The following is a 14,778-nucleotide window of genomic DNA, read 5'->3' as shown; positions in this document are numbered from 1 at the left end:
CTCTTGAATACGTTAATGAGAAAATCATTCCGGTTTTCATTACCGACCCTTTTCGTTGGTTTGCTGGCAGTGGCGTTGTCCGCCCACTCGGCTGTGCCTCTCGTCAATGGCAAGAATGGCATGCCGACACTGGCGCCAATGCTTAAAGATGTTACCCCGGCCGTAGTGAATATTTCCGTGCTGACTCGCGCGGCCATTGAAGAGAATCCGCTGTTTCGCGATCCTTTCTTCCGTCATTTTTTTAACCTTCCTGAGCAGGCGGCCCGACCTGAGCGGAGCGTTGGTTCGGGCGTGATTTTGGATGCGGCCAATGGCTATGTCGTCACCAACTATCATGTGATCAAGGATGCCCAGCAGGTGGTTGTCACGCTCAAGGACAGGCGCCAGTTTCAGGCGACGCTGGTGGGAACGGATCCTGGCACCGATATCGCGTTACTGAAAATAGACGCAAAGAACTTGCAGGCGCTGCATTTTGGAGATTCAGATTTGCTTAACGTGGGGGATTTTGTCGTTGCCATCGGAAATCCGTTTGGCCTCGGCCAGACCGTTACTTCCGGCATCGTCAGCGCGCTGGGAAGAAGCGGAATCGATATTGAGGGCTATGAGGATTTCATACAGACCGACGCGTCCATCAATCCGGGCAATTCGGGAGGCGCCCTGGTCAATCTCAAGGGAGAACTGGTTGGTATTAATTCAGCCATTGTCGCGCCCACCGGCGCCAACGTCGGCATTGGCTTCGCAGTTCCAAGCGTTATGGTCAAGGCGGTTCTGGATCAACTCGTGCGCTTTGGTGAAGTGCGCCGCGGCAGGCTGGGCGCGACCAGCGAAGATATTACGCACGACCTGGCGGCATCGCTGGGGTTGCCTTCCACCGAAGGCGCAATCATCAGTACCGTCGAGCCCGGTTCGCCAGCAGAAAAGGCGGGCATGAAGTCACGCGATGTGGTAATGGCCGTCAACGGCAAGTCTATAAGAGATTCCATGGATTTACGCAACAAGATAGGATTGATGCCGATCGGAGAGACGATAAATCTCGGGCTGATAAGAGACGGCAAGCCTGTCACTGCAAGAGTAACGATTGCCACGCCGCTCGATGTACCGGGCACCGAGGCGGAAACAGTGCCCCAGCTCGCGGGCGCGACCGTTGCTAATCTCAAAGGCGGGTCATCTCATGGCAGAATCGAAGGGGTATTGGTGACCAAGGTGGACGCAAACAGTCCGGCCTGGCGGCACGGTATCCGGCCGGGCGATATCATCATTGGCGCCAATCGTAAAAAAGTCCGCTCTGTGCGCGAATTTCTTGCGGTGCTTCGAACCAGTGAAGATTCCATCGTTCTCAATCTGCTGCGAGGGGATTTCAGGTTGACTCTTATAATCCGGTAAAACGGTTTTTCCCGGAAAGGGATAAGAGATCCGGGAATTAGGGATGAATGGACTTGCCCTTGGCTATGCTTCAGCCTGCTGGTGACGCCATGCCGCGGTCAATCGGCACGGGAGCAACAGCCATTCTTTCAATATCTTCAGTTCATTCTTATCCATTTTTCCGCACCGTATCGACGAACTGTCCAGGCCTTAGCATTTTAATTAGTGCGATTTACAGCATATCTTCATTATGGTCCTCCATGTACGACATCGAGGATTTTTGTTCGCGGTATAATCGCAGGATTTATGCCAGAAAGCCGGGTCTTTATGCAGGAAAAATATCATCCCCAGGAAATAGAAGCGGAAGCGCAGCAGCATTGGCAGCGAACCGCGGCTTTCCGGGCCGTGGAAACGCCTGGAAAGGAAAAATATTACTGCCTGTCCATGTTTCCATATCCATCAGGCAAGCTGCATATGGGGCATGTGCGCAATTACACGATTGGCGACGTGCTGTCGCGCTATCGCCGCATGCAGGGGTACAACGTTTTGCAGCCTATGGGTTGGGACGCTTTCGGCCTGCCTGCGGAGAATGCGGCGATGGAAAACAACGTGCCGCCTGCCAAATGGACTCACGATAACATCGCGTATATGCGCAAGCAGTTGCAGAGCCTGGGGCTGGCGATAGACTGGAGCCGGGAGCTCGCGACCTGCAAGCCGGATTACTACCGCTGGAATCAGTGGCTTTTTCTGAGGATGCTGGAAAAAGGGTTGGCTTACAGAACCACTGGCACCGTCAATTGGGATCCGATCGATCAGACGGTGCTTGCCAATGAGCAGGTAATAGACGGACGCGGCTGGCGCACCGGCGCATTGGTGGAAAAGCGCGAAATCCCCATGTACTACATGAAAATTACTGCGTACGCCGACGAATTACTGGAAACGCTGGATACGCTGCCCGGTTGGCCGGAGCGGGTAAAAACCATGCAGGCCAACTGGATCGGGAAGAGCTTTGGCGTTGACGTGACGTTTCCCGCCGACACGGGATCCGGCATGCCCCAGGCGTTGAAAGTTTTTACTACGCGCGCGGATACGCTGCTGGGCGTAACTTATGTCGCGGTGGCAGCCGAACATCCGGTCGCGCTGCATGCCGCAAGCAGTAATCGAGATCTGGCCGAGTTCATTGAAGCGTGCAAGCAGGGGGCCACGATGGAAGCGGAGCTGGCCACCCAGGAGAAGAAGGGTATGGACACCGGGCAGTTTGTGGTCCATCCACTGACCGGGGCGAAACTGCCGGTATGGATAGCCAATTATGTACTGATGGGCTATGGCGAAGGCGCGGTGATGGCAGTCCCCGCGCACGATGAGCGAGATTTCGAGTTTGCAACAAAGTATTCACTGCCGATAAAGCCAGTGATCAAACCGCGCAATTCCGACCCGGCAATGCCCCTTGCTCGGGCTTATGTGGAGCAGGGCGTCACTTTCGACTCAGGCGAGTTTTCCGGCCTTGAATTCCAGGCAGCGGTGGACGCAATCGCCGCGGCGCTGGAACAGAAGGGATTGGGAGAAAAGCGCGTTCACTATCGCCTTCGCGACTGGGGCATTTCGCGGCAGCGTTACTGGGGCTGCCCCATCCCTCTCATTTATTGTGATGCATGCGGTGTGGTGCCTGTACCCGATGACCAGCTTCCCGTAGTACTACCAGAGGACCTTGTGCCGGACGGCTCAGGCAACCCGCTGGCAAAGACCCCGTCATTTTACGAGTGTCGCTGCCCCCGCTGTGGCCAGCCGGCACGGCGGGAAACCGATACGATGGATACATTCGTCGATTCTTCATGGTATTACATCCGCTATGCCTGTGCGGGACAGGATGGGGCCATGGTGGATGCCCGCGTGGATTATTGGCTCCCGGTCGATCAGTATATCGGTGGCATCGAACATGCGATTTTGCATCTGCTCTATTCACGTTTCTGGAGCAAGGTCATGCGCGATCTTGGCCTGGTCGTCTTCGACGAGCCGTTCGCCAACCTCCTGACTCAGGGCATGGTGCTGAACGAGATCATGTTTCGGAAAACCGAAACCGGTCGCATTGTCTATTTCAATCCCGCTGATGTGGATGTGCAAACCGACGAGCAAGGCAGGCCCGTGGGCGCACTGTTGCGCGCGGATGGTCGGCCGGTGGAATCAGGTGGTATCGGCACCATGTCTAAATCCCGGAACAACGGTGTCGATCCGCAAAAACTGGTGGAGCAATATGGCGCCGATACCGCACGGCTGTTCATGATGTTCGCCAGTCCGCCGGAGCAGACTCTCGAATGGGCGGATGCGGGAGTGGAGGGTGCGTTCCGCTTCCTGAAACGGTTGTGGAAACAGGTTTATGAACATGTGCAACAAAAGGCGGATGTGGATAGTCCAATATCGGATGATGAGCTCGATCCCGAACTGAAAGCCTTGCGTTTTCAATTGCACCAAACAATTGCCAAGGTTGGCGATGACCTGGGCAGGCGGCACACCTTCAACACTGCGATCGCAGCCGTGATGGAGTTGATGAATGCGCTCGCAAAACGGGAGGATGCCAGCCCGGCTTCGCGCAGACTGATGCAGGAAGCAATGGAAAAAATCATATTGCTGCTGTCGCCCATTGTTCCGCATATATGTCACGCCCTGTGGCGCGAACTCAAGCCCGGAACCGAACTACTCGACCAGTCCTGGCCGCTGGCGGATAGCGCGGCATTGGTGCAGGACGAAATTGAATTGATAGTGCAAGTCAACGGCAAACTGCGCGGCAAGATACGCGTTGCCAGCGACACGAAACCAGCGGTTATCGAGCGTTTGGCGCTGGAGAATGACCAGGTGCAAAAGTTTGTCGCGGGAGATACGGTGAAGAAAGTAGTCATGGTGCCGGGTAGATTGGTGAATATCGTTGTGTAAGGACATAAACCTCACGTGAGGATTCGTTAATGAATAAAATTATTCTGGTTGTATTCTGCTTCTTGCTCACTGCATGCGGCTTTCAGTTGCGCGGCACGGCCATACTTCCGTTTGAAACCATTTATATTTCCGCCCCGCCCGGACACCCCATGGGTACCGATCTCAAGCGGCTTATCCGGGCTGGAACCAATGCCCGTATTGTTGATAAAGCCAAGGACGCCCAAGCCATACTGGAAATTATCAGTGTGACGAACGACAGGCAAATCATGTCGGTATCCGGGGGCGGAAGAGTGAGGGAGTTTGAGTTGCGCTACCGTGTCTCCTTTCGCCTCAAGGATGCCAAGGGGATGGACATCATCCCTGTCAATGAAATTGTCATGCGCCGCATTCTTCCCTACACCGATGCGCAAATAGTGGGGAAAGAGGGAGAGGAAGGGCTGCTCGTGAGAGAAATGCATCGCGACTCCGCAGATCAAATTGTGAGGCGGATGGCTGCGATAAAAATTGGGGAAGTTGATGAATCGCCCATTTGAATCCCCGGTTTGGCATTCTGTACTGTAATCCGAACAATGCGTATTGCCCCCGATCAGCTTTCCCGGCATCTCCAGAAACAGCCGGCGCCGCTCTACACGGTATTCGGCGACGAGTTGCTGCTAAGTATGGAGGCGGCCGACCTGATTCGCGCCGGCGCGCGACAGGCAGGCTACGTCGAACGGGAGATTTTTACGATCGACCATCACTTCAATTGGACAGGGCTGCAACAGAGCGGCGCCAGCCTGTCGCTGTTTGGGGAACGTCGTATAATGGATATACGCATCCCTTCCGGCAAGCCGGGAAACCAGGGTAGCGCAGTCTTGGAGGCATATTGCCGTTCTTTGCCGCCCGATACCGTTACGCTTGTTACTCTGCCGAAAATCGACAAGCAAGGTTTGGCAGCAAAATGGTTTAAAGCGCTTGAAGCGGCAGGGGTAATGGTTCAGGTCTATCCTGTGGAACGTGCTCGTTTACCCTCCTGGATCGGCCAGCGTCTCGGCATGCAGGGCCAAAACGCCGATCCCGATACCTTGCAGTTTCTCGCCGACAAGGTGGAGGGCAACCTGATCGCAGCCTATCAGGAGCTCAAGAAACTGGGGCTGCTTTATCCATCCGGGACGCTGTCCTTCAATCAGGTGAAAGATGCCGTACTGGATGTCGCCCGTTACGACGTTTTCAAATTGTCCGGAGCGATGATGGCAGGCGAGACAGCACGCTACAGCCGCATCCTGGAAGGGCTGCGGGGCGAGGGGACAGCTTTGCCGCTGATCGTCAACACGCTCGCGGGACAAATCCGCTCGCTGGCGACTATTCGTAGAGGACTGGATTCCGGCAGGCCTGTCGCGCAACTGATGAGCCAGGTCAGGGCATGGGGAGATCAACAGAAAGCAATGGAAAGCGCGGCCAGACGCCTCAGCCTTGAACAGTTGGTATCGGCGCTGTCGCGTGCCGCGAAAATAGACAGGATAAGCAAGGGTATTGGAAAGGGCGACGCCTGGGATGAGTTGCTGCAGCTGGGGCTGCGTTTCGCGATTGCCAGGTGATGGGGATTACAGCGGTTTTGGAATTCCATACTATTTATCTGGCACGAGAAAATACTATGAATTTCGTCATTTCGGGCGTGACCCGGAATCCAGTTCAAACCAACAGTTGCATGCGCTGTACCCCGCGCTGGATGCCGGCTCTCGCCGATATGGCGTCTATACGGTTGGCTCGCCGGATGTCAGCGCATATCCGCTGGCTTATCCCGGTATTGGCATCTCGCATTGATCAAATTTATTGTCTAACTGGAACTGCGACATGGACATCATCGACATCAAGACTTATATGCAGTCCGTCGGGCGTGAAGCCCGCGCCGCATCACGTCACATAGCCAAGGCGGAGACAGCCGCCAAGAACTTGGCCCTCAGTCTGACGGCCGCGGCCATCAAGCGTGAGGAGCAGCAGTTGCTGATTGTGAATGCAAGGGATGTGGAAGGCGCGAAAGCACGAGGACTCGACCCGGCTTTGATCGACCGCCTGACGCTCACCTCCAGAAGTATTGGGAGCATGGCGGAAGGCCTGCTGCAAATCGCTGGGCTGGCTGATCCGGTGGGTGAAATCAGCGATTTGAAATACCGTCCTGCCGGCATACAGGTTGGAAAAATGCGGGTGCCGCTGGGCGTGGTCGGTATCATTTACGAAGCGCGTCCCAACGTTACCGCAGATGCCGCCGGGCTGTGCCTCAAGGCGGGCAACGCGGCAATATTGCGCGGAGGGTCGGAAGCTATCCATAGTAATCAGGCTATCGCGGCTTGTGTGAAGGAAGGGTTGAAAGGTGCGGGATTGCCGGAAACGGCGATACAGGTTATTGAAACCACTGACCGGGCGGCCGTGGGTGAACTCATCACTATGAAAGAATTCGTCGACGTCATCGTGCCGCGCGGCGGCAAAGGATTGATCGAACGTATTTCCAGTGAAGCGCGTATTCCGGTTATCAAACACCTGCACGGCGTCTGCCATGTTTATATCGATGACGGAGCCGATCCGGATAAGGCCATTCGCGTCGCTGACAACGCCAAGACTCAGCGTTACGGCACGTGCAACACCATGGAAACCCTGTTGGTGCATGAAGGCATTGCCAGAGAAGTGCTGCCTCCGCTGTGCAAGATTTATCTGGATAAGGGCGTGGAGCTGCGCGGCGATGCGGCTTCCCGAGCCATCATCGAACAGATGGGCGAAGCGGCGGAAGAGGATTGGCACACGGAGTATCTTGCCCCGATCCTGAGTGTGCGGGTAGTCAGCGGGCTGGATCAAGCTATCGAACATATTTCTGTTTATGGTTCGCAACATACCGATTCGATCATTACCGAGGACTATGGCCGTGCCCGCCGTTTCCTGCGCGAGGTGGACTCCAGTTCGGTAATGGTGAACGCCTCCACGCGTTTCGCAGATGGATTCGAGTACGGACTCGGCGCGGAAATCGGGATTTCCACTGATAAAATTCACGCCCGCGGCCCGGTAGGACTGGAAGGGTTGACCAGCCAGAAATTCATTGTGCTGGGTGATGGGCACATCCGGCAATAGACCATAACATTTCCCAATAGAAAACCTGCTTCTTCGCTCAAAAAGGTTGTCATGACTCAGCTTACCGAAATAAAAATTCCGGACATCGGCGATTTCAAGGACGTTCCCATTGTTGAAGTGCTGGTAAAACCGGGCGATACGGTGGAAAAGGAAACGTCGCTGATCACGCTGGAAACCGATAAGGCGACGATGGAGGTTCCCACGCCTCAAGCTGGTGTAGTCAAGGAAGTCAAGGTCAAGGTTGGTGACAAAGTTTCCGAAGGATCGCTCATACTCATGCTGGAAGCGGAGGCGCCATCCGGGGAAGCGGCTTCAACTGGTAAAGCGCCTGAACCTGCAAAATCAGCTGAGCCAGCTGAGCCGACTGGGCCGGCTGAGCCGAAGGAAACGCCTGCGCCTGACGTTGCGCCCGCTCCTGAAAAAGAAGAGAAGACATCGGACTCGGCCACCCCGACCCATAAAGAATCTGCTACGCCCCCTTCCATTCCTTCTGTTCCGCGCGGCGATATACATGCCGATGTAGTTGTGCTGGGAGCAGGTCCTGGAGGCTATACTGCCGCGTTTCGTGCCGCCGATCTAGACAAGAAGGTGGTATTGATCGAACGTTACCCCACGCTTGGCGGCGTCTGCCTCAATGTCGGCTGCATTCCATCCAAAGCGCTGCTGCATGTGGCAAAGGTTGTCGCCGAAGCAGAGGAAGCGGCCCATCAGGGCATTACTTTCGGTAAACCCGGCATAGAGCTGGATAAGCTGCGGGGTTGGAAAGAAACCATTATCGGCAAACTTACCAAAGGACTGGCCGGGCTGGCGAAGCAGCGCAAGGTGCAGACAGTACAAGGAAAGGGCAGGTTCACCTCGCCTAACATGATAGAAGTGGAAACATCTGATGGCTCAAAAACCGTCTCGTTCGACCACTGCATCATCGCGGCAGGCTCAAGCGCGGCGCGCATTCCCGGTTTTCCCTACGAGGATCCGCGCATCATCGATTCTACCGGTGCGCTGAAACTGGAGGATATCCCAAAGCGCATGCTCATCATCGGGGGGGGCATCATCGGCTTGGAAATGGCGACGGTGTATGATGCACTGGGTAGCAAGATCAGCGTCGTGGAATTAATGGATCAACTGATCCCAGGCGCAGACAGCGATCTCATCAGGCCATTGCAAAAGCGCATACAGAAACGCTACGAGGCAATCTACCTGAAAACCAAAGTCACCGCAATCGAGGCTCAGGAAGATGGACTGAAAGTTACATTTGAGGGAAAGTCCGGCGGCGCCCCTGCACCTGAGCCGCAAATCTACGATCGCATCCTGATGGCGGTGGGACGCCGCCCCAACGGACGCGATATTGGCGCCGAAAGTGCCGGTATCAATGTGGACGAACGCGGGTTCATTCCCGTAAACAAACAACTGCGGACCAATGTGCCGCATATTTTCGCTATCGGCGACATCGCCGGCGAGCCCATGCTGGCGCACAAGGCTACGCACGAAGGCAAGCTCGCCGCCGAGATTATAGCGGGCGGAGAACATGCAAAAAAAGCGGCGTTCGACGCGCGTGCCATCCCCTCCGTAGCCTACACCGACCCGGAAATTGCCTGGATGGGCCTGACGGAAACCGAAGCCGGCAAGCAGGGCGTCGAGTACGAGAAAGCGGTATTCCCCTGGGCAGCAAGCGGCCGCGCGCTGGCAATGGCGCGCGACGAAGGCATGACCAAATTACTTCTGGACAAAAAAACCCGTCGTATTCTTGGGGCCGGCATTGTTGGGGTCAATGCGGGCGAACTGATTTCCGAAACCGTGTTGGGGCTTGAAATGGGCGCGGATATGGAAGATATTGGCCTTACCATCCATCCTCACCCGACGTTATCCGAAACTATCTTTTTCGCTGCCGAAATCGCGGAAGGGTCTATCACAGATCTTTATGCACCGAAGAAGTAGGCGTGTTGATTCCACCTATTAGACCGTGGAAAAAAATCCCTGAAAACGATAGAAGTCAGCAATTTTTTACGTCTTCTCGATTGCTCGCAAACGAAACCGTGGTCTGTCCCCAATAACTACCCGATAACTCCCCAGTAACTATCCAATAACTCTACCGGGAAAACGATGGCCCAAACTGTTCTTCAGGCCGAGCCGTTTGTCCGCCTGGGGTTTTTTATGGCGGCTCTTGCAGCGATGGGTGTTTGGGAAGTCTTGGCGCCTCGGCGGCGGCGGGGCTTGTCGCGGCTCAAGCGTTGGCCAGCCAATCTCGGCATGGTGGCGCTGAATACGCTGGTGGTTCGCATACTTTTCCCGACAGCCGCCATCGGGGTTGCGTTATCGGCTGAGGAGCGAGGCTGGGGCCTGTTGAACGCTTTTGCTGTTCCGGAATGGATCGCTATTCTGATTGCTGTCCTGGTTCTTGATTTGGCCATTTACCTTCAGCATGTATTGTTCCATGCGGTGCCTTGGCTGTGGCGGCTGCACAGGATGCATCATTCAGACCTCGATTTCGACGTAACAACCGGTGTACGTTTCCATCCGATTGAGATCGTGCTCTCCATGATCATCAAACTGATGGTTGTGGCTGCGCTCGGAGCGCCTGCGCTGGCCGTGCTGATATTCGAGATATTGCTTAATGCCACTTCATTATTCAATCACGGCAACGTTCGCATCCCCCCGCCCCTTGACAGATTCCTGCGTTGGCTGGTTGTGACTCCCGATATGCACCGCGTCCATCATTCCTGGTACCCCAACGAGACGAATTCAAATTTCGGATTCAATCTGCCGTGGTGGGACCGGCTGCTGGGGACTTATCAAGATCAGCCGCGTGATGGCCACGAGGGCATGACAATTGGCATAAACCTCTTCCGTGACCCGGTTTGGGAGCGGCTTGACCGGATGCTGATTCAGCCTTTCATTGGCCCTGCCAATAGTTATCCAATCAACATGCGCGAGACAAAGGATGGGTCATCCGCCAGCGGAGCTTTGGAAAAGGGCAAGGAGGAGCGGAATTAAGACCAGGGACTGAGCAGTCTCTCCTCTTTTTTTGCCCGACCTATACCCGGAAAGCAAAGACATCGAAAAGCTGCTGGCCGAGGTGCAACGCGACGAAACGGGAATTTTTTGGGGCTAAGTTCCGTATCAAACGTCGCTCAACCGAATCTCGGATGATCCGGAGGATTCTTTAGAATCCCGTTACGACTGAACGAACTTCATGCTGGCCTGATATTTTCGATAGAAATCCAGCACGCGCGGCACATAAGCTCTGGTCTCCTGAAACGGCGGAATCTGGTTTCCATATTTGACGACGTTGTTCTCGCCTGCATTGTAAGCAGCCAGCATGAGGCTCATGTCGCCATTAAACATCTTCAACAGGTGACTCAGATATCTCGCGCCACCATGAAGATTTTGTACGGGGTCGAACCGGTCGGTAACACCGTATCGCTGCGCGGTTTCAGGCATTAACTGCATTAGCCCGGCGGCGCCTTTTTTTGAAACCGCCTTGGGGTTATAAGCCGACTCTACAAGGACTACGGCATGTATCAGCGCACTTTCCAGGCCATAAGTCCGGGCAATCTCTTCGACTATGGCGCCATACTGAGCTTTAACCGGCTGCCGAGGCGGCGCGCCGAGCGGAGTGGCCATCGCTTTCTTTACAACGGTGCCACCGGCTGCTGTAAACGGGACGTAACGTTTATCGGTGGGCACGTTGGAAAAATGTACGACGCCATTTTCGTCGGTAAACCAGTAGATGATCTCCGCGCCGGCCGGCTGGGCCAGACTCCATGTCAGGAAAGCCATAAATGTGAATACATGCGGTGCGAAAAATTTCATGACCTGTCTGACGAAGCTTTCTTCCGTTTTTTTTGTCGCTTTGGTCGCTAAATTATACGTATGCTCATGGTGATGTATTAAATCAATAAACGGCTATTTGGGTGTCTGATATCTCAATGAGAGCCCAGAATTGTTCCTGCTGAAACTATCTGCCGATCAGACTTGCGCTATGCAAGCTATCATTCACCCAAGCGGTTTGCCGCGGCCACAAACTGAGCCACGGATAAATTTTCCGCACGCTGGTTTGAGTCAATCTCCAGCGCGGCGTAGTCCTCGGGCTTGAGATAATCGCGCAGCGTGTTGCGCAGGGTTTTACGCCGCTGCGAGAATGCTGCGGAAACGATACTTGCAAATACCTTTTCCTTGCTGGCCTCCATGAGTTGTTCCCTGCGGGGGATCATGCGGACAATGGCCGACTCCACCTTGGGCGCGGGCCGAAAGCATTCCGGCGGGACAATGAAGAGTTGTTCCATTTGGAACCGGTACTGCAGCATGACTGAAAGCCGGCCGTAATCCGGCGTGGAGGGTGCGGCCACCATCCGCGCTACCACTTCCTTTTGCAGCATGAAATGCATGTCCCGGATGTTTTCCGCAAACTGGCTTAAATGAAACAGGATAGGCGTGGAAATGTTGTAGGGCAGGTTGCCAACCGCCCGAAGATTTGATCCTAGCGCCCCAAAGTCAAATTCCAGCGCGTCGCCCTGATATATCGTCAGATTTTTTTCAGAAAATTCCCTTCGCAAGCGTTCGACGATGTCGCGGTCAATTTCCACCACGTGAAGGTGATCAAGCGACCGCAGCAGGGGCCGGGTCAATGCACCCAGTCCCGGTCCGATTTCCACGAGAAGGTCGCCTTTGCAGGGATGGATGGCACGAATAATATCCATCACGACATGGGGATCAACCAGAAAATTCTGGCCGAAACGTTTGCGGGGGTTGTGGGGCATGGGCGAGACGATAAAGCCGATAATTACTGCTACGGGTGCCGGATTGTTCCCTCTGCTTACACAGATTCTCTGTTACCTGGTTCAACAAGCAATCGGTCCCATGTCATACAGGTGAAAGCCGGTGCCAATGGTGTGTACAGCACATTCATTTATTCGGACTGGATTCGGGTCAGGTCCCTGAACGAAGAAATCCATAGTATTTCTCGCCGGATAAATCGGATAAATAGAAAATTATCGCTGGCTTCCGGCCAGCATCATCGCCATCTCGATTGCAGCCATCAGGCTCCCGTGGTCAGCGAGGCCGGTCCCGGCCAACTCGAGGGCTGTGCCGTGATCTACTGAAGTGCGAATAATAGGCAGCCCCAACGTTACGTTGACAGCCGCACCAAAGCTGGCATGTTTCAACACCGGCAGTCCCTGGTCATGGTACATGGCGAATATGCAGTCATAGTCCTTCAGCTTCGATGGATTGAACAGGGTATCGGCCGGCAGCGGTCCGATCAAGTCCATGCCTTCGGCGCGCAGCTTGTCGAGCGCAGGAATGATGGTATCGATCTCTTCCCTGCCAAGATGGCCTGACTCACCGGCATGAGGGTTTAACCCGGCCACGACGATACGGGGCCGGGGAATGGCAAAGCGCTTGATCAGGTCGTGCTGAATGATGCGAAGCTTTTTTTCCAGCGTTTCGCATGTAATAGCCGATGCCACGTCCTTGAGTGGCAGGTGGGTAGTGGCAAGCGTCACACGCATGCCGCCGCCGACGAGCATCATTACCGCCTGGCTGCGGGTGAGTTGCGCCAGGTATTCCGTGTGGCCCGTGAACGCGATGCCGCCGTCGTTGATGATGCCTTTATGCACCGGTGCGGTAACCATCGCATCGAATTCGCCATCGCTGCAACCCTTAACGGCGCGTTCCAGCGTCTTCAGGACATAAGGAGCATTGACTGAATCCAGTTTTCCAGGGAACGCAGTTTGAGCGAGGGGTAGGTGCAACACTTGCAGATTGCCCTTTTCATGCTCAACTACAGTAGCAAGAGGGCGGTATTCTGTTAATTCCAGCGGAAGCCGCAGCATGCTCGCCCGTTCCCGCAGCAGTCCGAGGTCGGCGATGACGATCAGTCTGCCTGGCAGATCCAGTTGGGCGATCTGCACACATAAGTCCGGTCCAATTCCCGCAGGCTCTCCTGCGGTAAGGGCAATCAGCGGCTGCATGGGTTTCTGCAACTTCCGGACATTATGAACCCCATGGCGCCCCGCCGGTGCCCGGAATGGCATTCAGCAATTTACTGATCCTAACCTTCCTCCAGCCTGTATTCGACGTAAGCGCGGTCGCGCAGACGTTGCAGCCATTCCTGAAAAGCGGCGTCCGCTTTACGCGCACGTATCGCCTGTCGGGCGGATTGGCGCTGCCGCTCCTGGCTTACATCCTGGGAACGTCGCTCGACAACCTGTATCAGGTGCCAGCCAAACGGCGATTGTACGGGCTGGCTGATTTGGCCGGGTTCAAGCGCATTCATTGCCTGTTCGAACTCCGGTACGGTGTCGCCAGGCGAGACCCAGCCGAGGTCGCCGCCTTGCGGCGCCGTAGCATCTTCGGAATGGGTTTTCGCCAGTTCTTCAAACTTGCCGCCGTTCTCCAGGCGCTCTTTCAGATCCGTTATGCGCCGCTTCGCATCTGCTTCAGACGTAAGCTCGCTGATTTTTATAAGGATATGACGAGCATGGGTTTGATCCACCATTGTTACAGCGCCATTTTGATTGCGGCGATCGACAAGCTTGAGAATATGAAAACCATTCGGGCCCGGAATTACCGGCGTCAACTCGCCCTTTTTCATCGAAACCAATACTTCGGCGAACTTCTTCGTTAGTTGAGCAGCGGGTCGCCAATCAAGCAACCCGCCTTCCGTAGCGTCAGGCGAATCGGAGAACTCCGCCGCTACCTGGGCAAACTCGGCGCCCTCTTTTAGCCGTGCCAGAGCGGCTTCAGCCCGCTTCCGTCTGACTTCGCTTTGCGAGGCATCGGCTCCCTCCGGTACCTGTACCAGAATGTGGGCAATACGATATTCGTCATCGTTATTACCGCCCGAGGAACTCTGTGCTTCGAGATAATTATCGACCTCTCCCTCGGTCACACTTACCCGGTTGCTTACCTCGCGTTCTTTCAACCGTACCAGAATGATTTCATCGCGAATCTCGTCCCGGAATTTATTGAAGCTGATGCCGTCCTGCTCAAGCGCGTTATAAAACTCCTGCATCGACATTTTGTTTTCCTGAGCAATGCGGCGCAAGGTCTGGTCGAGCTCCGAATCGCTTATTGTCAGGCCCGTTTCTTTCGCAAGTTGCAGTTGGACCCGGTTAACGATAATACGCTCCAGTAACTGTTTTTCCAGTACCGGGGGCGGAGGGGGCTGCACTCCCTGTTTCTCCAATTGTTTAAGGGTGGCCCGGAGCACTTCATCCAGCTCATGGCGCGTCACCACATTCTCATTCACAACCGCGACAATATGATCTATCGTCTGGATGCGATCGTAATAGCCGGGTTCCTGGGCAGCCACGATGTCGGCGATCAGCAATGCCAGCAGAATAAAGGGGACAAGGGGACGTAGCAACAATTTCGTACCCATGTGAATAA

At 54.9% G+C, this 14,778-nt stretch carries 12 protein-coding genes; 8 read left to right on the top strand and 4 right to left on the bottom strand.

Annotated elements, in window-relative coordinates:
• Window positions 1-15 precede the first annotated feature (15 nt).
• The 8 genes from BMX66_RS07350 (at window position 16) to BMX66_RS16135 (ending at window position 10,498) form a co-directional block, all read left to right on the top strand.
• Window positions 16-1,383 carry a DegQ family serine endoprotease gene (locus tag BMX66_RS07350; RefSeq protein WP_177168755.1) on the top strand — a complete coding sequence of 456 codons (1,368 nt, stop codon included), beginning with the start codon at window positions 16-18 and terminating at the stop codon, window positions 1,381-1,383.
• A gap of 306 nt (window positions 1,384-1,689) precedes the next feature.
• Window positions 1,690-4,290: a leucine--tRNA ligase gene (leuS, locus tag BMX66_RS07345; protein WP_090881035.1), complete on the top strand. Its 2,601-nt coding sequence runs from the start codon at window positions 1,690-1,692 to the stop codon at window positions 4,288-4,290.
• Between the two features lie 29 nt (window positions 4,291-4,319).
• Complete coding sequence (lptE, locus tag BMX66_RS07340; protein ID WP_090880298.1) at window positions 4,320-4,823, top strand: LPS-assembly lipoprotein LptE; 504 nt, start codon at window positions 4,320-4,322, stop codon at window positions 4,821-4,823.
• A gap of 36 nt (window positions 4,824-4,859) precedes the next feature.
• On the top strand, window positions 4,860-5,867 hold the full coding sequence (holA, locus tag BMX66_RS07335) for a DNA polymerase III subunit delta (RefSeq protein ID WP_090880295.1): 1,008 nt from the start codon (window positions 4,860-4,862) through the stop codon (window positions 5,865-5,867).
• Window positions 5,868-6,123: 256 nt separating this feature from the next.
• Window positions 6,124-7,389 (top strand): glutamate-5-semialdehyde dehydrogenase, encoded by a 1,266-nt coding sequence (locus tag BMX66_RS07325; RefSeq protein WP_090880289.1) that lies wholly within the window; start codon window positions 6,124-6,126, stop codon window positions 7,387-7,389.
• A 51-nt stretch (window positions 7,390-7,440) separates the two neighbouring features.
• Window positions 7,441-9,324, top strand: a complete 1,884-nt coding sequence (lpdA, locus tag BMX66_RS07320; RefSeq protein WP_090880286.1) for a dihydrolipoyl dehydrogenase — start codon at window positions 7,441-7,443, stop codon at window positions 9,322-9,324.
• Window positions 9,325-9,489: 165 nt separating this feature from the next.
• Window positions 9,490-10,380, top strand: coding sequence for a sterol desaturase family protein (locus BMX66_RS07315; RefSeq protein WP_090880283.1), 891 nt, complete (start codon window positions 9,490-9,492; stop codon window positions 10,378-10,380).
• A gap of 31 nt (window positions 10,381-10,411) precedes the next feature.
• Window positions 10,412-10,498, top strand: coding sequence for a DUF3024 domain-containing protein (locus BMX66_RS16135; RefSeq protein ID WP_121169258.1), 87 nt, complete (start codon window positions 10,412-10,414; stop codon window positions 10,496-10,498).
• 62 nt (window positions 10,499-10,560) lie between these two features.
• Here BMX66_RS16135 and BMX66_RS07310 read toward each other — a convergent pair whose 3' ends face one another.
• The 4 genes from BMX66_RS07310 to BMX66_RS07295 all read right to left on the bottom strand — a co-directional run bounded on the left by BMX66_RS07310 (window position 10,561) and on the right by BMX66_RS07295 (window position 14,770).
• A complete protein-coding gene (locus BMX66_RS07310; protein ID WP_255398857.1) occupies window positions 10,561-11,199 on the bottom strand; it encodes a lytic transglycosylase domain-containing protein in 639 nt (212 codons plus the stop codon).
• Window positions 11,200-11,378: 179 nt separating this feature from the next.
• Window positions 11,379-12,146, bottom strand: a complete 768-nt coding sequence (gene rsmA, locus BMX66_RS07305) for a 16S rRNA (adenine(1518)-N(6)/adenine(1519)-N(6))-dimethyltransferase RsmA (RefSeq protein WP_090880279.1) — start codon at window positions 12,144-12,146, stop codon at window positions 11,379-11,381.
• A gap of 231 nt (window positions 12,147-12,377) precedes the next feature.
• On the bottom strand, window positions 12,378-13,358 hold the full coding sequence (pdxA, locus tag BMX66_RS07300; protein ID WP_090881029.1) for a 4-hydroxythreonine-4-phosphate dehydrogenase PdxA: 981 nt from the start codon (window positions 13,356-13,358) through the stop codon (window positions 12,378-12,380).
• An 80-nt stretch (window positions 13,359-13,438) separates the two neighbouring features.
• Window positions 13,439-14,770 (bottom strand): peptidylprolyl isomerase, encoded by a 1,332-nt coding sequence (locus BMX66_RS07295; protein ID WP_090880276.1) that lies wholly within the window; start codon window positions 14,768-14,770, stop codon window positions 13,439-13,441.
• Window positions 14,771-14,778: the final 8 nt, after the last annotated feature.

Source organism: Nitrosovibrio sp. Nv6 (genome assembly GCF_900110495.1).
In the GTDB taxonomy this organism is placed as follows: Bacteria; Pseudomonadota; Gammaproteobacteria; order Burkholderiales; family Nitrosomonadaceae; genus Nitrosospira.
Note: the sequence above shows the minus strand (reverse complement) of the source record. Positions and strands in the feature narration are given on the sequence as shown.

Bases quoted from the DNA above. Each gene is read 5' to 3' on its own strand.
- BMX66_RS07350 (WP_177168755.1), top strand. From the start codon at position 16: ATGAGAAAATCATTCCGGTTTTCATTACCGACCCTTTTCGTTGGTTTG.
- leuS (WP_090881035.1), top strand. From the start codon at position 1,690: ATGCAGGAAAAATATCATCCCCAGGAAATAGAAGCGGAAGCGCAGCAG.
- lptE (WP_090880298.1), top strand. From the start codon at position 4,320: ATGAATAAAATTATTCTGGTTGTATTCTGCTTCTTGCTCACTGCATGC.
- holA (WP_090880295.1), top strand. From the start codon at position 4,860: ATGCGTATTGCCCCCGATCAGCTTTCCCGGCATCTCCAGAAACAGCCG.
- BMX66_RS07325 (WP_090880289.1), top strand. From the start codon at position 6,124: ATGGACATCATCGACATCAAGACTTATATGCAGTCCGTCGGGCGTGAA.
- lpdA (WP_090880286.1), top strand. From the start codon at position 7,441: ATGACTCAGCTTACCGAAATAAAAATTCCGGACATCGGCGATTTCAAG.
- BMX66_RS07315 (WP_090880283.1), top strand. From the start codon at position 9,490: ATGGCCCAAACTGTTCTTCAGGCCGAGCCGTTTGTCCGCCTGGGGTTT.
- BMX66_RS07310 (WP_255398857.1), bottom strand. From the start codon at position 11,199: ATGAAATTTTTCGCACCGCATGTATTCACATTTATGGCTTTCCTGACA.
- rsmA (WP_090880279.1), bottom strand. From the start codon at position 12,146: ATGCCCCACAACCCCCGCAAACGTTTCGGCCAGAATTTTCTGGTTGAT.
- pdxA (WP_090881029.1), bottom strand. From the start codon at position 13,358: ATGCAGCCGCTGATTGCCCTTACCGCAGGAGAGCCTGCGGGAATTGGA.
- BMX66_RS07295 (WP_090880276.1), bottom strand. From the start codon at position 14,770: ATGGGTACGAAATTGTTGCTACGTCCCCTTGTCCCCTTTATTCTGCTG.